This window comes from Nonomuraea sp. NPDC050478 (genome assembly GCF_044458265.1).
GTDB lineage: Bacteria > Actinomycetota > Actinomycetes > Streptosporangiales > Streptosporangiaceae > Nonomuraea > Nonomuraea ferruginea.
Map to the genome: position 1 here is coordinate 76,249 of NZ_JBITHT010000004.1, position 17,797 is coordinate 94,045.

The following is a 17,797-nucleotide window of genomic DNA, read 5'->3' on the forward strand; positions in this document are numbered from 1 at the left end:
TCAGCTCCAGGCCTTCATGATCGTCTGGAACTTCTCCTCGGCCTTGGTCAGCGTCTCCTCGGGCGTGGCGCCGCCGACCAGTTCCTGGTAGCTCTCCAGCAGCGGCTGGAAGAGCTGGCCGCCTTCGGGGATCCACGGGCGCGGCACCGCGGTCTCCATGATCGGCTTGAAGATCGACACGTCGGTGTTGGCCTTCACCCTCGGGTCCTCGAAGCTGGAGGTGCGGGCGGGCAGCAGGCCCAGTTCGGCGGAGACGGTGGCGAGCGAGGAGGACGAGCTCATGAAGCGCAGGAACTCGTACGACGCCTCGATGTTCTTGGATCCGGCGTAGATCGCGAGGTTCCAGCCGCCGGTGGGGGCGCCCGCCTTGGCGGAGCCTGCGGGCACCGGGGCGATGCCGAGGTTCTCCTTGTCCGCGAACTCCTTGCCCTGGTAGACCTCCGACAGCGACCAGGGGCCGTTGTAGATCATCGCGGTCTTGCCGTCCTTGAGCGCGGTCATCGCGTTGGCGTAGCTGTCCTGCAGCGCGGGCTTGGCCGCCGCACCCGAGGTGATGAGGTCCTGCAGGGTGGCCATGGCCTTGACGTTCTGCGGGGAGTTGACGACGACCTGCTTGTTCGGCACGTCGAGGAGGTCGCCGCCCTCGCCGTAGATGAAGGGCAGCAGGAAGTAACCGTCCACGTTGAGCGCCAGGCCGTTGGCGCCGGTCTTGGACTTGACGTCCTGGGCCGCCTGCTTGAGCTCGGGTACGGTCGCGGGCGGCTTGTCGTGGCCGGCCTCCTTCAGCAGCCGCTTGTTGTACAGCAGGGCGAGCGTGTCGGTCACCTGCGGGACCGCCCACGTCTTGCCGTTGTACTTGGTGCTGCTCAGCGGGCCGGGGAGGTAGTCGGCCTCGTCGTCGACGGCGCGGGTGCCGTCGAGCGGCTGGAGGTAGCCGAGTTCGGCGAACTGGGACGTCCAGGCGACCTCGGAGCGGATCACGTCGGGGGCGCCGGTGCCGGCCTGGGCCGCTGTCTGGAACTGGTTCTGCGCCTGGTCGGAGGGGACGTTGACGTACTTGATCTTGATTTTGGGGTACTTGGCCTCGAACTCCTTGATCAGCTTCTGGAATGTCGGGCCCTCGCTGTCCGGGCGGACGGTGTCCCACCACGTGATCTCGCCGCTGATCTGGCTCGGGTCGGCGGGGGCCGAGCCGGTCGGCGCGGCGGAGGATGTGCCGTCGCCGCCGCCGCACGCGCCGACCGCGAGCGCGAGCGCCGCGACCATCGTCACGGCCGAAAGGGCTTGCCGCATCTCTGTCTCCTCGTAGGAAGCCGAAGGGGGACACGCCGCGGGAGACCTCGCCCGCCGGGGTCCTCGGAAGTGAGGTGGACGTTACGCGCCTGCAAGCTTCATTGAAAGACTTTGCAAATAAGGATCACTTTTTCGTTATCTTTGCAAGGAGGCAGCCAGCCGTCACTCTGGGTGACGACACCTGGACAGCAGGTCTCCTGATCCGAGCACCTGCCGGAGGAGGGTCTGCCGCGGGAGTCAGGAGGTGGGGACGACGGGCGTGCGGATGGGGGCCGTCGAGCGGCGGACGACCAGCTCGGGGCGGTGCAGCAGCTCGCCGCGGGGCGCGGGCACGCCGCCGATCTCGTCGAGCAGGCTGCTCACCGCGTTCAGCGCCATCTCGCGCACCGGCTGCCGGATCGTCGTGAGCGGCGGGTCGAGGTAGGCCGTCATCGGCGTGTCGTCGAAGCCGACCACCGACACTTCCTCCGGCACGCTCAGGCCCAGGTTGCGGGCGCCCCTGATCGCGCCGATGGCCATGATGTCGCTGCCGCAGCAGATGGCCGTGCAGCCGCGCTCGAGCAGTTGCTGGGCCGCGGACTGGCCGCCCTCCACGGTGTAGAGCGTGTTGACGACCAGGTCGGAGACGTCGGTGACGCCGGCGTAGTTGGCCATGGCACGGCGGTAGCCCTCCGTCTTACGCATGGTGGGCACGAAACGCTCCTGGCCGATCGCCAGGCCGATGCGCCGGTGACCGAGGGAGACCAGGTGGGCGACGGCCATGTCGAGCGCGGCGACGTCGTCGTTGGAGATGAAGTGAGCCTGGATGTCGGGGCGGTAGCCGTTGATCAGCACCATGGGCAGGCCCAGCTCGGTCAGATGCACGTAACGCGCGGCGTTGGAGCGGGAGTCGGCGTGCAGCCCGTTGACGAAGATGATGCCCGCGACACCGCGCTCCAGCAGCAGAGCGGTGTAGTCGTCCTCGGTGACGCCGCCCGGCGTCTGCGTGCACAGCACGGCGGTGTAGCCGGACAGCACCAGGGCGCTCTCGATGACCTGCGCGAACGCCGGAAAGATCGGATTGCTGAGCTCGGGGAGGATCAGGCCGATCAGGCCGGTGTGGATCTGCCGGAGCTTGGCCGGGCGCTCGTAGCCGAGCACGTCGAGCGCGGTGAGGACGGCTTGCCTGGTGCCGGGCGCCACGCCCGGCTTGTCGTTGAGCACCCGGCTCACGGTGGCCTCACTCACGCCCGCTTGGGCGGCGATGTCGGCGAGGCGCATGGTCATGGCAGCCAATTTACCGTTCTCCGTCTCCTCCCAGGACCGGGGCTGCGGGAGCTTCGGCCAGCAATGTGTTGCAAGCTCTTGCAGACACTTCGCCGTAGTGGTGGGTCACTCTTGAAAAGTCTGCAAACTATTGCAAGGTCCTTGGCCGCCGAGTAACTTCCAGGCAACACCGAGGAAACCCGAACGCGGAGGTTCTGATGGTGCCTCTCCCCCATGGGCGTGCCAGAGCACCGCCGGGCCCACCGGTCCGCCACAAAGCAGCCCTCAAAGCAAGACGGGCCGGGTGTTGGCCCACCCAGCCCGTTGACGGGAACCCCATCCTCACGTTTCTGGAGATCCCCGCATGAAACTCTACAAAGCAATCGTCGCCACCGCATTAGCGGCGGCGAGCAGCATCGCCGTGCCCGTACTGGGCCAAGCCCCCGCCCATGCCGCCTCCGGCGTCGGCGTCATCGCCAACCTGTGGAGCTGGAACTGGAACTCGGTGGCCAGGGAGTGCACGGAGGTGCTGGGCCCGGCCGGGTACGGCGCGGTGCAGGTCTCACCGCCGCACGACTCGATGACCAAGGGCGGCACGGTCTGGTGGGACATCTACCAGCCCGCCCGCTACGAGCTGACCAGCAAGTTCGGTGACGAGGCCGCGTTCAGGCGCATGGTCGCCGCCTGCAACGGCGCCGGCGTGAAGGTCCAGGTGGACGCGGTCATCAACCACATGACCGGCCAGGGCGCCACCAGCTACGGCGGCTACGGCTTCAGCAAGTACAACTACCCGGGGCTCTACTCCTCCCAGGACTTCCACCAGCCCACCTGCCAGATCAACCAGGGCGACTACCGCAACGACGCCTGGCGCGTCCAGAACTGCGAGCTGGTGAGCCTGTCGGATCTGAACACCGGGTCCGAGTACGTCCGAGGCAAGATCGCGGACTACCTGAACAAGCTGACCTCGCTCGGCGTGTCCGGCTTCCGCATCGACGCCGCCAAGCACATCCACCCCGGTGACCTGTCCGCGATCAAGTCCAGGCTCGTCGGATCGCCCTACATCCACCAGGAGGTCATCCAAGGCGACCAGGAGGCCGTCCAGCCGAGCCACTACACCGGCGTCGGCGACGTCGACGAGTTCGTGTACGGCCGCAAGCTGCGGGAACAGTTCACCGGCCAGATCAAGAACCTGCGGACCTTCGGCGAGAGCTGGGGTCTGTCGGTGCCCGGAGACAAGGCCGTGGTGTTCGTCGACAACCACGACACCGAGCGGGGCGGCTCCACGCTCACCTACAAGAACGGCGACACGTACAAGCTGGCCAACCTCTTCATGCTGGCCTGGCCGTTCGGCACTCCCCAGGTGTACGCCTCGTACACCTGGAACAACAGCGAGGCCGGGCCGCCCTCGGCCAACGGCGGCCACGCCACCGACGTCAACTGCTCCAACGGCCAGTGGACCTGTTTCAACCGGCAGGTCGCCGGCATGGTGGGCTTCCACAACGCCGTCAAGGGCACCGGCGTCGCCAACTGGACCGACAACGGGAACAACCTGATCGCCTTCAGCCGCGGCGACAAGGGCTGGGTCGCCATCAACAACGAGGGCGGTTCCATCACCCGGACCTTCACCACCGGCCTGCCCGCCGGGACGTATCCGAACGTGGCGGGCGGCGGCACGGTGACGGTCGACTCCGGCGGCAGGGCGACGGTCACCGTGCCCGGCAAGAGCGCGGTCGCCGTCCACACCGGCTCGGCCCCTCAGCCGGGTGAAAAGGAAGCCACCGTCTACTACAAGACGAGCTGGTCCACGGCCAACATCCACTACAGCGTCAACGGCACCTGGACCACCGCCCCAGGCGTACCCATGGAAACAGCCTGCGCGGGCTGGAAGAAGAAGACCATCAACCTCGCCAACGCCACCACCCTCAAGGCCGCGTTCAACAACGGCGCCGGAACCTGGGACAACAACAACGGCAACGACTACACCCTCGCCACCGGCACCTCCACCGTCAAGGACGGCGTCGTGACCCCCAACGCCGCCGACCCCTGCGGAAGCTGATTCCCCCGCCTGTTCCGCGAAGGGTGTGGCGGGGGCTCCAGACGAGGCTGCCCCCGCCACACCAGGGTCTGACCCGGTCAGAAGGCCGACGCGCCGACCGGCCGTCAGGTCACTCGACCATGATCTGATGGAGGGCCTTGGCCGCCCAGTAGGTGACCTCGCCGAGGTCCGGCGGCGTGTCCTCGAACGTGAACGTGCCGTCCTTCTGTGTCGTCACGCCGGCGATCGGCTCTTTCGTCCCGTGGACCAGGCGCCGGGTCACCGCGAGCGGCTTGAGCCCGAGCGCCTTGCCGTCGGTACGGGTGAGCCGCCCCTCGACGGTGACCGGCGAGCAGGACGTCGAGCCGGAGCGGGCGCGAGCCGACGGCGGCTGAACCGGCGGCATCTGTTCGGCCGGAAGTGAGCGTACTGTCACCTTTCGGATGCATGAAGTGATGACCCCGTCTTGGGATTCCTGTGACGGGAGCATCACTTTCTGTGCACTCTGGCGGAATGCAACTACTGGTGTGGTTCGCCATCGTCATGGCCGTCGTCTACCTGGGGTCCTGCTACTTCCACCCCTATATGAAGTGTCCGCGCTGCAATCGCTCAAAAGAGTCGCATTCGACCACTTTCAAGGGGGCTTTCGGTAAATGCCGGGCGTGCGGCGGGGCCGGGCATTCGGTGAGGTTCGGGGCGAAAATCCTCGGCCGGAAGTGACTGTTCCGGAGTCCGGCCAACATCGTCTCCAATCCGCGGCGGTGGCGGGCCTCGCCTGCCACCGTTCCGCCGCGGAGTCCGGGATCGCGGCTACCGGGGAGGGTCGGGCGCCAGGCTCCCGTCGGGGGCGATGTGATCGAAGATCTGGCGGATCAGGGTGACCACATGGGGGTCCTCCACCGCGTACAGCGTCCGGCGGCCGTCCCGGCGTGCGGTGATGAGGCCGGCCAGGCGGAGCTTGGCCAGGTGCTGGGAGACCGTGGCGATGCCGATGCCCACGTGCGTGGCCAGCGTGCTGACGTCGTAGGAGCCGTGGGTGATCAGCCACATCAGGTGCAGCCGGACCGGGCTGGCCATCAGGGCGAACGTCTCGGCCGCCGCCCTCAGCTGCGCGGGGGTCGGGTGCTCGGCGCCGGGTGAACCCGGTGTGGAGGTCGGCATGGCCTCTCCATTGTCCCGCGCCGACGGCCTGCCTCCACGTTTCGATACTTGCGCGATTTCCGAAACGTATGGAAGAGTGAAGCCGCTCCGAAGGGGAGTAGCCCGCGACGCCCGCACGTCGACACGCTGAGAACCTCGCGTTCTCCGGCGGCGGGGACCGGTCACCGGCCGGTGGGCGAGACCTTCGGCCACGCAGTCATGCCTGGCCGAGTCTCCCCGTGGGTCCCGGCCGGGTCGTCCACCGCCCGGGAAGGACTCCTCCACTTGGCTCCCACCAAGCCGCCCCCGCCGTCGAACTGCGGCACGGACAGCACCATGAAGACCTCGACGTCGCGGCTGCCGGCCGACGCCCGCTCCCCCAAGGCGAGCAGTTGGTGACCGACCCGGCCCTCCCCCTGGCGCGGGCACGGGCCTTCGCCGACGACCCCCTGAGAAACGGAGACGTCTTCGTGCTGTCCGACCTTCTGTCCTACGGCGTACGGATCCTGCCCGGACTGCTGCTGATCGGCGCGTGCTTCGCGCTGGCGCGCGCCGAGCGGGACCCGCTCCTGCGCATCATGACCCTCGTCCTCGGCTTCGTGCTGATCAGGGATGCGATGACACCGCTCGGGTTCTGGCGGCTCGGCGTCGCGGGAGGGGCGCCCTGGCTGCGCTTCACCGACGAGGCGGGCATCCTGCTGCTGTTCGCCGTGGGTACGGTGGTGCTGACCGCCGCCGTGCTGACCCTGGATGGCGAGCTGCGCTCGCTGGTGCGGTGGGGCCGGTTCACCCCGGCCGCGCTCGCGCTGGGGATCGGCGGCGGCGTCCTGGCCGCCGCTCCGGTGCTGCTGCTGTCCTTGGCGACACCGCCGGCGGATCGGGGCGGCGCGGTCGCGGTCACGCTGCTGCCGGTGCTGCTGCTGTTCAGCCTGGCGGGCAACCTCGCCGAGGAGGTGCTGTTCCGCGGGTTCCTGCAGGGCCGGCTGGAGCAGCACACCGACGGCGTCCGGGCGGCGCTGCTGTCGGCCCTGCTGTTCGCCGCCTGCCACGTCTTCCTGGCCTCGACCGTAACCGACGTCGGCTGGCCGCTGCTGGCCTTCACCCTGTACGAGGGGCTGATCTGCGCCTTCCTGCGGCTGCGGTCAGGCGTGACCGCAGCCGCCCTCGCCCACGGAACCGGGATCTTCCTGCTGGCCGGCGCGCTGGTCTGAGCCTCAGGGCGCGCAGTCGGGGACGGTGTCCCGCAAGCCCAGCCGGCCCTCGTAGATGGCCACCTTGTGGGTTATCAGCTTGAGTGACTCGTCGAGTTCGTGGAGCTGGGCGAGCACCCGTTCCCGATGTCCGCGCAGCACCTCCAGCCGTTCCGCCTCGTTGCCCTGGCCCGCTCTGACGAGCTCGGTGTAGCGCCGGATGTCGGTCAGGGGCATGCCGGAGGCCCGCAGCCGGACGCACACGCCCAGCCAGTCGACGTCACCCTCGTCGTAGACCCGGTGGCCCGCGGTTCCCCGCCGTACCGGCTGGGCCAGCAGCCCCTCTCGCTCGTAGAACCGGAGGGTGTGCACGCTGAGCCCGGTGCGTTCGGCGACCTGGCCGATGCTCAAACCCGACATGCGGCCAGTTTGACCTAGAGTCGGCTCTAGCTTCTACGGTTCCGACGTATGAGATATCGCATCCTCGGCGGCACCGGCATAGAGGTCAGCACCCACTGCCTCGGCACCATGATGTTCGGCTCGGCCGGCAACCCCGACCACGATGACAGCATCCGCATCATCCACGCCGCCCTCGACCAGGGGATCAACTTTATCGACACCGCCGACATGTACTCGGCGGGCGAGTCCGAGGAGATCGTGGGCAAGGCGCTGCAGGGCCGGCGGGACGACGTGGTGCTGTCGACCAAGGTGCACTTCCCGATGGGGGAAGGGCCCAACCGGAGCGGCAACTCGCGGCGCTGGATCATGCGCGCGGTCGAGGCGAGTCTCAAGCGGCTGCGCACCGACTGGATCGACCTGTACCAGATCCACCGCCCCGACCACCGGACCGACATCGAGGAGACCCTCTCCGCGCTGACCGATCTCGTACGGCAGGGCAAGATCCGCGCCTTCGGCAGCTCGGCCTTCCCGGCGCACGAGACGGTCGAGGCCTACCATGTGGCCCGGCAGCGCGGCCTGTACCGGTTCCGCACCGAGCAGCCGCCGTACAACATCCTGGCCCGCGGCATCGAGGGCGACGTCCTGCCCACGGCGCAGCGGCTCGGTATGGGCGTGCTCACCTACAGCCCGCTGGGCTGGGGGTTCCTGACCGGCCGTTACCGCAAGGGACAGGTCGACCTGTCGCAGGGCCGCGCGGCGCGCGCGCCGGAACGGTTCGACCCGTCCATCCCGGTCAACGCGGCCAAGCTGGAGGTCGTCGAGGAGCTGGTGAAACTGGCGGACGAGCTCGGCCGCACCCTGCCGGAGCTGGCCGTCGCCTTCGTCGTGTCACACCCGGCGGTCACCTCGGTCATCCTCGGCCCGCGCACGATGGAGCAACTGGAGGGCTTGCTGAAGGGCGCCTCGCTGGTGCTCGACGACACCGTGCTCGACCGGATCGACGAGCTCGTGCCGCCCGGCACCGACGTCTACCCTCCTGTCGCTCTCTGGAGTCCCGCGCCCCTGACCGACCCCGCGCTGCGCCGCCGCCCGCCCGGCGACCGCTCCGCGAGCTGAGCCTCCGGTCCCGGGGGAAGCCGGGACCGGGTCACAAGGTCGAGGTCGGCTCAGGGCTGGATGTCGAGCCACTCCTGGAAGGTGGGCCCGGCCAGTTTGGCGTGCGGGCCGGGCAGGAAGGCGCCGTCGGCGGCGAGCCCGGCATCGGGCATGCCGGACCCGTCGACGCCGACGACCTGGACGCCCCGGCGGGCGCCGAGGAGCCGGGCCGCCTCCGCCATGGTCTCCTTGCGGGGTCCGGCGATCTCGGGGATCGGTGTTCCCGGGGCGTCGGGGGCGGTGGCCAGGTCGGCCAGTTCCTCGGCCACGGTGCGGCAGGCGACGAGCTGGGTGGGCAGGGCCGGGATGTGGGCGACGTCGCCCTCCTGCCAGTCCAGCAACTGGCCGATGAACTCGTGGAACTGCGCGGCCCGCAGGATGCGGACGGGGAGCGGGCCGGACAGCAGCAGTTCCTCGTGCGCCTTCTTGGCGGCGAGGAAACCGGCGGTGGCCTGGTCGGCGCCGATGATGGACGCCATGGCGATCCGGGCTACGGCGGCCTGCTGACCGTACTCGTGGAGATTACGGGCCGAGGTGCGGAAGAACTCCGTCGCCGCCTCCTGCTCGGAGGCGTGCCACGAGGCGACGTCGATGATGACGTCCACCCCGGTGAGCGCCTCGGCCAGGCCCTGACCGGTGATGACGTCCACGCCGGTGGCGCGGGACATCGGCACGACCTGGTGCCCCCGTTCCGTGAGGACGTCGACGACGTGGCGGCCCAGCCGCCCGGTCGCCCCTGCCACCGCGAACGTGGTGATGCTCATGCTGGGCGCCTCTCTTACTCGCTGTAGTTCTGGCCGGGGGGCATGCCGGGGATCGGCTTGGCGATGAGGGCGGCGGGGGTGAAGAAGCCGAGGTGGGCGATCGCCATGATGAGCGACCACATCGCCTTGTCGTCGTAGTGCGCCGACGCCCTGGCGTACAGCTCGTCGGGGACGCGCTCACCGGACGGGTTCGGGGTGAGGACCGCCTCCACGAGCTCCAGAGCGACCCGTTCGGCGTCGGTGAAGCAGGTGGCGTCGTGCCAGGTGGCCATGGCGGTGATGCGCTCCTCCGGTTCCCCGATCCTGCGCAGGTTGCCGGTCTCTCTGGTGGTGAAGTACGTGCTGCCGAGGATCTGCCCGGCGCGAAGGTGCAGCAGGTGGATGGTGGTCTGCGGGATCGCGCTGTTCCGGAGGGCCTTGTGCAGACCTTCGCCGACTTCCGCCAGCTCGGGGAGGAAGGGCAGAGGGCTGGGCATGCGCGACCGCCGGCCGGTCGTGGGCGTGGACATGGGGAAGACTTCCCTTCTCGTCGTGGTGCCGTACGGATCACGAGACGCCGGCGCCCTGATCCCCGTAACAGCGCGGCTCTGTGAGGTAGGACACCTGCCGTGGCTGTTACGCAGCGACGGGGAGCGACGTCTTGTGCGTGTGGCAGTGCTGAGAACGACCGGGCAGGAGCCGGACATGAGCGAGCGCGAAGGAAGGGCGGACCCGGCCGGGCCGCTCGATCGGGCCGGCCGCGTGGACTCCGCCACCGAGGCGTTCGTCGCCCATCGCAACCTGCTGTTCACCGTCGTCTACGAGATGCTCGGCTCGGCCGCGGACGCCGAGGACGTCCTGCAGGAGAGCTGGCTGCGATGGGTGGACGTCGATCTCGGCACCGTGCGGGAGCAGCGTGCCTACCTGGTGCGGATCGTCACCCGGCAGGCGCTGGACCGGCTGCGTGCGCTCGGTCGGCGCAAGGAGTCCTACGTCGGGCCGTGGCTGCCCGAGCCGTTGCTCACCTCGCCCGACGTGGCCGAGGACGTCGAGCTCGCCGAGAGCGTCTCGATGGCGATGCTGCTGGTGCTGGAGACGCTTCAGCCGACCGAGCGGGCGGTGTTCGTGCTGCGCGAGGTGTTCGAACTGGACTACGACGAGATCGCCGAAGCCGTCGGCAAGAGCCCGAACGCGGTCCGCCAGATCGCCTACCGGGCGCGGGCGCACGTCGCGGCCCGCCGGCCCCGCGGCATCGCCTCCCCGGCCGAGACCCGAGCCGCGCTCCAGGCCTTCAAGCGAGCGGTCGAGACCGGCGAGTTGCAGAGCCTGCTCGACGTCCTCGCGCCGGACGTCGTCGCCCTGAGCGACGGCGGCGGAGTCAGGCATGCCCTGCCGCGGCCGGTTGTGGGGATCGGCAACGTGGCTCGCCTGCTGGCCGCCGGCTGGTGGAAACGCGACGCGGAGAGGTCGGTCGAGCTGGTTCAGATCAATGGCGGGCCCGGGCTGCTCGTACGGGTCGACGGCGAGATCGACGGGGTGGTGGCAGTGCGCGTGGAGAACGGCTACGTCACCGGCGCCTACCACGTGCGTAATCCCGAGAAGCTGTCGCGTGTGGAGCGGGAGACCGCCGTGACCCGCTGAGCGACTCCATGGACCTATGGCGTGAGCAGCGGCGACGGCTTGTCGAGGAGGCCGTCGAAGGTGAGCGGGCGGTGCGGGTGCCGGCAGGGGTTGCCGTCGCTGAGCCAGACGGTCCGCTCGTCCAGGTCCATGATCACGGACGTGACGGTCGCCCACCGCTCGTCCGCGCCGGCTCGTACGTCCGGGTGGGAGCAGACGGAGTACGGATAGTCGGCGTGGTCGCTGAGGGCTTCGCGCAGCGAGCCGACGGTGGCCGGCCGGTCGGCCTCGGAGATGGCGGCCTGGACGCGCTGGAGACGGACCAGGCTGTCGGCCATCGCGTAGAGGGAGACGTCCGTCACCTCACGGAGCGGTGACAGGAAGTGGTTGGTGTGGACGAGGGCGCCGTCGGCCGGCAGCAGGGGATACACCTGACTGTGGTCGCCGGGGGCGGTCTCCAGGTTGATCGCGGTGCCGTCCCGGTGGGCCAGCAGGTAGTTGGCGGAGGAGGAACGCCAGTGGCGCTGGACCACGTTGGCCGCGTCGGTCAGCGTGTGGCAGTCGGCCAGCGCGCGCAGCACCACGTGGTACGGCAGGCCCGGCTCGCCGCGGTCGGCCGAGGTGACCAGCGCGTTGGTGGCGATGGCGAGCCCCGAGGAGTTCATGCTCGTCTTGGCCAGCAGCCCGGCCTCCACGACGGTGACGTAGTTGGGGGCGTCGTCCTGCTCCACCTCCAGGACGACCACCGTGTCGAAGCCGTGCACGAGCCAGTCCCAGTTCTGCCCGGCCAGGGTGTGGCGGCCGGCCGTACGGCTGGGCAGGAGCGCGAAGGAGCTGCACTCGCGGGCGTGCGCGGCCCGCAGCGACGCGGCCTGGCGGGCGGTGGCGGCCCACATCACCTCGGTGCGCGCGTTCATGGTGAGGACGTCGGCGAAGGAGAGCCGGGCGCCGTCGGCGATGCCGCGCATCTCCTCCGCGTACGCGGGGAACACCGCCGCGATCGCGGCCTCCAGCGGCGCGGCGGCCGCGACCGCCTGCTCCCAGCTCAGGCCCGCCGACCGCGCGAAGGCCGTCTCGTAGCCGGCTCTGCTGCGGTGGACGCGGTCGCGGGCGGCGTCTCCGTAGAGACGGCCGCGCTCGTACGGGCCGCCGCTCACCCGGATGCGGGGGTATCGCGGTGTTTCGGGCATTATGCGCTCCATGTCGGTGAGGTGGGTCAGGGCTTCGGGGGCGCGCCCGTCACCCGGCGCCCGTCACCCAGCGGCCGGCGATCATCGTGGCGTTCGGCGTGGTCGTCGCGAGCTCGGCCGGGCGCAGGTCGCTCAGGTCCGTGGTGAAGTGGACCAGGTCGGCGTACTTGCCGGGGGTGATCGAACCGATGACCCCGTCCAGGCCCAGGGCCTCGGCGGCGAGCAGCGTGTGCATCCGCAGCGCGTCGCCGAAGCCGAGCCGCTCGTCGGCGCCGATCACGGTGCCCGACTCCGTCTGCCGTCCCATGGCCGAGGCGATGGTCCGGATGGGCCGGTAGTTGGAGACGAAGGCGTCGCTGGACAGCACGGTCAGGATCTGCCGGTCCAGCTCGGAGCGCAGGGGCTGCAGCCGGTGCGTGCGGTCGCCGAGGGTGGCGAGCAGTTCGTCGCCGCTCTCAGTGAGGAAGTTCGGCTGGTTGACCGGGATGACGCCCAGGTCGGCGATGCGTCCCAGCTGTTCCGGGGTCGGCCCGCCGCAGTGCTCGACGCGGTGCCGCCCGGTGCCGCGGCCGGCCTCGATGGCCTGGAGGGCGTACTCGATGCCCAGGTCGCCCTGGGCGTGGATGCCGACCTGCCAGCCCCTGGCCATCGCGTCGGCCACCAGCTCGCGGAGTTGCCCGGGCTGCCAGAACAGCTGTCCCCGGGTCAGCGCGTCGTTCGAGTAGCCGCCGCTGAACAGGGCTGTGCCGCTGGTGAGCGCGCCGTCGGAGTAGAACTTCATGGCGCCGATGCGGAACCAGTCGTCGCCGATCCCGCTGGACAGCCCCGCCTCGCTCAGCGCCGGGAGGTTGCTCGACAACGGCATGGCCACGACGCGCACCCCGAGCCGGCCGGCGCGCCGCGCCCGCAGGTACGTGCTCATCTCGCGCCTGGTCACCTGCGGATCGCAGACGGTCGTGATGCCGGCCGCCTGGTAGGCGCGGACGCCCACTTCCAGCGCGTGGTCGAGGTCCTCGGGGGTGGCGTCGAAGTGGAAGTTGGGGCCGTGGCAGGCGATGTCGACGGCCCGGGGGAAGACGAGATCGAGGGCGGCGTCGACGCAGTAGCCGCGGGCGCGCCCCGTCTCGTCCCTGTCGAAGTAGCCTCCCGTGGGATCGGTCCCGGTCGCGCCGCCGGCCATCGCGAGGGCGACCGAGTTGACCACCGCGCTGTGCCCGGACTTGTGGAAGACGATCACGGGGTGGTTCGGGCTGACCGCGTCCAGGTCCGCGGCCGTGGGCAGGCGGCCCTCCGGATACTTGGCGACGTCCATGCCGGAGCCGCGCACCCACGTCCCGGCCGGCTGGGCGAGGGCCGCCTCCCCCACCGCGCGGGCCAGGTCCGCGATGGAACGGACCGCCGGGTAGCCGGCGTCCACCCCGGACATGGTCTCCCCGGTGGCGAGCAGGTGGTTGTGCGGGTCGACGAAGCCCGGGGTCAGGCAGCCGCCGCCCAGGTCGACGACCTCGTACGAGGCGCCGGGCAGCGCCGCGCGCACCGCCTCCAGCGTGCCGACCGCCGCGATGCGCGAGCCGCGGACGGCCACCGTGTCGGCGGTCCCTGCCGCCACCTCCGGCGACACCACCGAGGCGCCGGTCAGCAGCACCGTCTCGTCATCCATTTGGTCACCTCCTGGTCGAGCAGATGGGCGGCCAGTTCGCCCATCGTGGGGAGCCACACCTCGCCGAGCCCCTCCGCGGTCTCGATCAGCCGCGTCAGCAGCGCCACCCGGGACGGCCGGCCCACGAGCTGCGGGTGGAGCACCATGGTCGTCACGCCGCCGAGCGCGTGGATGGCCCGCAGCTCGTCGGTCCAGATGCGGGCGATCTGGTCGTTGGCGAGGAACTGCCGGTAGTTCGGCGGGCTGTTGGCGAACAGCAGGTGGGGGCCGTCGTCGAGAGCCCAGTGCGTCGGTATCTCGGCGACCGGGCCGTGCTCGCCGCGCACGACGTACGGGCGGACGGCGTCCATGAAGTTGGACGAGAACGTGCAGCCGATCTCGGCGAGGACGTCGCGGGTGTGCTCGGTGACGTCGTACAGCGGCGCCCGGTAGCCGCGCACGGGCGTGCCGCTCACCTGCTCCAGCGTGTCCTTCACGGTACGCAGCAGCGCCGCCTCGGCCGGGCGGGAGCGGTCCGGCAGCGGGTTGTGGTCGGTGCCGTGCATGGCGATCTCGTGCCCCTCGGCGACGATCTTCCCGATCGCCCCGGGCGCGTCCGCCGCGACGTCGGAGGGCACGAAGAACGTGGTGCGGATCCCGTGCTCGGCGAGCAGCCCGAGCACGAGGTCCAGCCCTTGGCCGAGGTCGTAGTCGCCCGAGGAGAGCACCGCCGGCCGGGCGGCGTTCCCCGGGTCCTTGGAGGTCCACATGGTGTGGGCGTCCAGGTCGAAGGTCAGGCACAGCGCGCTGCGCTGGCCGGGCGGGTACGCGGGCGAGCTCCGCTCGGTCATGACTCTCCAGAGAGGTACTGGCGTGCGGAATCGCACAGGATGTCCACGAGCGCTTCCAGCTCGGCGAGCCGGACGTGCTCGTCGTCGGTGCCCATCGTGGCCGGGTCGGGCCCGATCACGCAGGCGGGCACGCCCGCGTGGCGCCACAGCCGGGCGTCGGTGCAGCCGATCCCGGTGGAGGGGACGGGCCGGTGGCCGGTGCGCCGGGTGACGGCCTCGGTCACGGCGGTGACGATGTCCGCGTCCTCGCCGGTGGAGTTGGCCGGTCCGCGGCCGAGGACCTCGACCCGGGCGCCGGCCTCACGGGCCAGCTCCTCGACGCGGCCGAGCAGGTCCTGCGGGTCGACCGTCTCGGGCACGCGCAGGTCGACGCTGAGCCGGCAGTCGGCCGGGCGCATGTTGACCGCCAGGCCGCCGCGGACGGTGCCCAGGTTGAGCGAGACCTCCCGGACGATGCGGGCGGCGCCGTCGCCCAGCAGCCGGTCCATCGCCTCGTCGCGGGCGCCCGGCGGCGGGTGCGCGGCCGCGAGCCCGCGGTTGACCTCGGCGACGAGGCCGGCCACCCGCCGGGCGAATCCGGCAGCGCGCAGGATCGCGCCCTCCCCGGCACCTGGGTACGCGGCGTGCATGCTCTGGCCGGGCACGTGCACCATGAGCCAGAGGTAGCCGCGTTCGGCCACCCGCACCAGGCCGAGAGACGACGGCTCGGTGCTGACCAGCGCGTCGCCGAGCAGGTCGGGCCGGCGCCTGAGCAGGCCGCGCGCGCCCAGCGGGCCGAAGGTCTCCTCGTCGCACACCAGGACCAGGGAGAGCCGTCCCGGCAGGTCGCCGGCGCTCTCCCGCAGCCGGCGGGCGGCCACGAGGAACGCCGCGACCCCGCCTTTCATGTCGACCGCTCCCCTGCCGTGCACCCGGTCCGCGACCCGCCGGGGGCGGGACGGCGGGCCGGAGGCGGGGAACGTGTCGAGGTGCCCGTTCCACACCAGGTGCCGGCCGTCCGGGCCGGTGGTCCCGAGCACGTCCACGACGATGTTGCGACGGCGCGCGGCCGGCCGGTCCAGCCGGTGCGGCAGGCCGGCGCGGTCGCAGTACGCGGTCACGACCCCGGCGACGTCGCGCACGTCGCCGGGCGGGTTCGGGCTGGGCGCGGCCAGCAGGTCGAGGACGAGCGTGCCGAGCTCGTCCCTGAGGGCCGCGCCCGCCGCCGTCGGCGGTGCGGTCATCGGGCCGCGCTGATGTCGACGCCCAGGTGGTCGAGCACGAAGTCCCGCCACGGCCTGCGGTACGGGGAAGCGTAGATCCGGGCCCGCATGGCGGCCGGGGGCGTGGCGTTGACGTTCTCGAACAGGGCGACGCGCATGGCGTTCGCGCCGCAGGTCAGGTCCCAGACGAAGTTGAACACCCGGTTCTTGGCCTCGGCGCTGACGCCCGTGCCGGGGAGGAACTCCGTGAGCATCTCCCCCACCGAGCCGTCGGCGAACTGCCGCTCGGAGAAGCGGCTGATCAGGCCCTGGCCGGAGATCTCCCGCAGCAGCTGCAGCATCCGCGGGTAGTTCTCGACGGAGTGCAGGCGCCCCGCGGTGACGTACCGCTCGGCCGGGACCAGGACGCCGTTGGCGTAGGCGGCGGTGTCCTCGGCGGCGAGCACGTGGGCGCGCAGCCCGGTGGCGTAGGCGCTGATCTCGGAGACGGCGTCGCGCACCTGCGGGATGTTCTCCGTGCCCAGCACCTCGACGATCGCCTGGGCGGCGCCCGCGAGGATCTCGGACTTGTAGGACAGCCGGGCCAGGATGTGCCAGAGCGCGAGGGCGCCCAGCTCGTGGTACAGGCCCAGCATCTCCTCATTGCGGAAGGAGAACACGTGCTCACTGGGCACGAAGACCCGGTCGAAGACGAGCAGGGAGTCGGGCTCCTCGCCGCGCACGTCCAGCGGGTGCTCGTCGGTGGTGCCCGGCATGATCACCGGTTCCCTGGCCACCATCGTGAGGCCCGGCGCGTTGAGCGGCACGTAGCAGAACAGGTTCGCGTCGGGGTCGGCGCCCGGGGTCAGCAGCGTGACGACGGTGCCGACGTGGGAGTGGACGGCCCCGGAGGCGCACGGCTTGGCCCCGTACAGGACCAGCCCGTCCTTGCGCTCCTCGACGCAGCGGAGCCGGCCGGGTTTCTGCGCGGTCGGCACCGACCGGTCCGACTGGACGTCGGCCACGATGTCGGCGCTCATCGCGTTGTTGGCCCGGCCCCAGTCGATGAACGCGTCGATGTTGCGCGCCCACTCCTCGCTGCTGGGGGCGATGCGGTCGGCGACCGAGAGCAGGCCCAGCGCGTTGAACGAGCCGTAGTCCGGCGGCCGGCCGAACACCCCGAAGGTGTGGTAGGTGGACAGCCGGGCGAGCTCGCGCCGGGCGACCAGGTCGTCCTTGGTCCGGGGCACCTGCCAGGCGCGGCTGGCCGGCTTCCCGGTCTCCTCGTCCTGGTACGTGGCGATCTCGGCCGTCCCCGGCCGGTGCTGCATGTCGTAGAGGGCGGCGACGGTGTCCACGGCGTCCCTGAACTGCGGGTGCGTGGTGACGTCGGACACCCGTGAGCCGTCGGAGGCCAGCACGACGCGGCCGTCGCGCAGGCTCGCCCGGTACTCGTCACCGGTCTTGAGCATGGTCATCAACCTTCGATGGGGTCGTCGGGGAGACGGTAGAAGTCACGGTCGTAGTAGAGGAGCGGCGGGAGGGCGGCGTCGCCCTCGCGGACCCGCTCCACCCGGGCGAAGAGCACGTCGTGGTCGCCCACGGTCACGACCTGCGAGATGGCGCAGTCGAAGTGGGCGAGCGCGCCGTGCACCGACGGCGCCGGCGGGACGGCGGCGCCGTCGTGCGGATCCCAGCGCCGGTTCGGCGCCGGATGGGGGATGCCGGTCTCCCCCAGTCCCTCGGCCTCCGGGGAGAAGGACTCCAGGAACTTGGGGGCGCCGGGCGCGGCGGCCGCGCGGGCGACGTGGACCTGGCCGGCCGACAGCACCGAGACGCCCACGCGGCCGTGCAGCCGCGCGGCCCGCATGACCGCCGTGTGCGAGAACAGGCAGATCGACACGATCGGCGGGTCGAGGGTCACCGACGAGAAGCTCGACGCGGTGACGCCCCAAGGGCGGCCGGACACGAACGAGGTCACGACCACGACGGTGGCGGGAACCCGGCGCAGCACGCTGCGGACGGAGTCGCGGAGACCCGTTTCTGCAGTGTGACTGAAACTCATGCAGTGATACTACAGATCGCGTATCCTGAGCGCAATGTCCCCGGCCACCGC

General features: G+C 70.8%; 17 protein-coding genes. 4 read left to right on the top strand and 13 right to left on the bottom strand.

What is annotated here, in order from left to right; translation table 11 throughout:
- Both ACIBF7_RS20530 and ACIBF7_RS20535 read right to left on the bottom strand, forming a co-directional pair.
- Positions 1–1,293 carry an extracellular solute-binding protein gene (locus tag ACIBF7_RS20530; RefSeq protein WP_271276886.1) on the bottom strand — a complete coding sequence of 431 codons (1,293 nt, stop codon included), beginning with the start codon at positions 1,291–1,293 and terminating at the stop codon, positions 1–3.
- Positions 1,294–1,530: 237 nt separating this feature from the next.
- Positions 1,531–2,559, bottom strand: a complete 1,029-nt coding sequence (locus ACIBF7_RS20535) for a LacI family DNA-binding transcriptional regulator (RefSeq protein WP_148033004.1) — start codon at positions 2,557–2,559, stop codon at positions 1,531–1,533.
- A gap of 343 nt (positions 2,560–2,902) precedes the next feature.
- On the opposite strand from ACIBF7_RS20535, the gene ACIBF7_RS20540 reads away from it, so the two are divergent.
- The gene (locus ACIBF7_RS20540) at positions 2,903–4,594 is read left to right on the top strand and encodes a carbohydrate binding domain-containing protein (protein ID WP_364235032.1); all 1,692 of its coding nucleotides are present in this window, start codon (positions 2,903–2,905) and stop codon (positions 4,592–4,594) included.
- A gap of 109 nt (positions 4,595–4,703) precedes the next feature.
- Here the strand turns inward: ACIBF7_RS20540 and ACIBF7_RS20545 are convergent, their stop codons facing one another.
- Entirely contained in the window at positions 4,704–5,009 is a 306-nt protein-coding gene (locus tag ACIBF7_RS20545; protein ID WP_397197841.1) for a hypothetical protein, read from the bottom strand.
- A gap of 374 nt (positions 5,010–5,383) precedes the next feature.
- A complete protein-coding gene (locus ACIBF7_RS20550; protein ID WP_148033006.1) occupies positions 5,384–5,734 on the bottom strand; it encodes a helix-turn-helix transcriptional regulator in 351 nt (116 codons plus the stop codon).
- 374 nt (positions 5,735–6,108) lie between these two features.
- Here ACIBF7_RS20550 and ACIBF7_RS20555 point away from each other — a divergent pair, with 374 nt between their 5' ends.
- On the top strand, positions 6,109–6,924 hold the full coding sequence (locus ACIBF7_RS20555; RefSeq protein WP_261808711.1) for a type II CAAX prenyl endopeptidase Rce1 family protein: 816 nt from the start codon (positions 6,109–6,111) through the stop codon (positions 6,922–6,924).
- Positions 6,925–6,927: 3 nt separating this feature from the next.
- On the opposite strand, the gene ACIBF7_RS20560 is transcribed toward ACIBF7_RS20555, so the two are convergent.
- Complete coding sequence (locus ACIBF7_RS20560) at positions 6,928–7,323, bottom strand: MerR family transcriptional regulator (protein WP_148033007.1); 396 nt, start codon at positions 7,321–7,323, stop codon at positions 6,928–6,930.
- Between the two features lie 48 nt (positions 7,324–7,371).
- Between ACIBF7_RS20560 and ACIBF7_RS20565 the strand changes: the two genes are divergently transcribed.
- Entirely contained in the window at positions 7,372–8,418 is a 1,047-nt protein-coding gene (locus ACIBF7_RS20565; RefSeq protein ID WP_364235025.1) for an aldo/keto reductase, read from the top strand.
- Positions 8,419–8,468: 50 nt separating this feature from the next.
- Here ACIBF7_RS20565 and ACIBF7_RS20570 read toward each other — a convergent pair whose 3' ends face one another.
- Together ACIBF7_RS20570 and ACIBF7_RS20575 are read right to left on the bottom strand one after the other, a co-directional pair.
- Entirely contained in the window at positions 8,469–9,221 is a 753-nt protein-coding gene (locus tag ACIBF7_RS20570; RefSeq protein ID WP_148033009.1) for an SDR family oxidoreductase, read from the bottom strand.
- A 14-nt stretch (positions 9,222–9,235) separates the two neighbouring features.
- Positions 9,236–9,730 (bottom strand): carboxymuconolactone decarboxylase family protein, encoded by a 495-nt coding sequence (locus tag ACIBF7_RS20575; protein ID WP_397197842.1) that lies wholly within the window; start codon positions 9,728–9,730, stop codon positions 9,236–9,238.
- 175 nt (positions 9,731–9,905) lie between these two features.
- Here ACIBF7_RS20575 and ACIBF7_RS20580 point away from each other — a divergent pair, with 175 nt between their 5' ends.
- A complete protein-coding gene (locus tag ACIBF7_RS20580; RefSeq protein WP_148033011.1) occupies positions 9,906–10,841 on the top strand; it encodes an RNA polymerase sigma-70 factor in 936 nt (311 codons plus the stop codon).
- A gap of 14 nt (positions 10,842–10,855) precedes the next feature.
- On the opposite strand, the gene ACIBF7_RS20585 is transcribed toward ACIBF7_RS20580, so the two are convergent.
- From ACIBF7_RS20585 to ACIBF7_RS20610, 6 genes are read right to left on the bottom strand one after another with little or no spacing between them, the layout of a single operon-like run.
- The gene (locus ACIBF7_RS20585) at positions 10,856–12,010 is read right to left on the bottom strand and encodes a C45 family autoproteolytic acyltransferase/hydolase (RefSeq protein ID WP_397197843.1); all 1,155 of its coding nucleotides are present in this window, start codon (positions 12,008–12,010) and stop codon (positions 10,856–10,858) included.
- 49 nt (positions 12,011–12,059) lie between these two features.
- Complete coding sequence (locus ACIBF7_RS20590; protein ID WP_397197844.1) at positions 12,060–13,670, bottom strand: amidohydrolase; 1,611 nt, start codon at positions 13,668–13,670, stop codon at positions 12,060–12,062.
- Positions 13,646–14,500, bottom strand: coding sequence for a polysaccharide deacetylase family protein (locus ACIBF7_RS20595; RefSeq protein WP_397197845.1), 855 nt, complete (start codon positions 14,498–14,500; stop codon positions 13,646–13,648). The genes ACIBF7_RS20590 and ACIBF7_RS20595 overlap by 25 nt, the downstream gene beginning before the upstream one ends.
- Positions 14,497–15,723, bottom strand: coding sequence for a M20 family metallopeptidase (locus tag ACIBF7_RS20600; RefSeq protein ID WP_397197846.1), 1,227 nt, complete (start codon positions 15,721–15,723; stop codon positions 14,497–14,499). Before ACIBF7_RS20600 ends, ACIBF7_RS20595 begins: the two co-directional genes overlap by 4 nt.
- A complete protein-coding gene (locus ACIBF7_RS20605; RefSeq protein ID WP_187281279.1) occupies positions 15,720–17,153 on the bottom strand; it encodes a 4-hydroxyphenylacetate 3-hydroxylase N-terminal domain-containing protein in 1,434 nt (477 codons plus the stop codon). Before ACIBF7_RS20605 ends, ACIBF7_RS20600 begins: the two co-directional genes overlap by 4 nt.
- A 5-nt stretch (positions 17,154–17,158) precedes the next feature.
- Positions 17,159–17,746, bottom strand: a complete 588-nt coding sequence (locus ACIBF7_RS20610) for a flavin reductase family protein (protein ID WP_148033017.1) — start codon at positions 17,744–17,746, stop codon at positions 17,159–17,161.
- Positions 17,747–17,797: the final 51 nt, after the last annotated feature.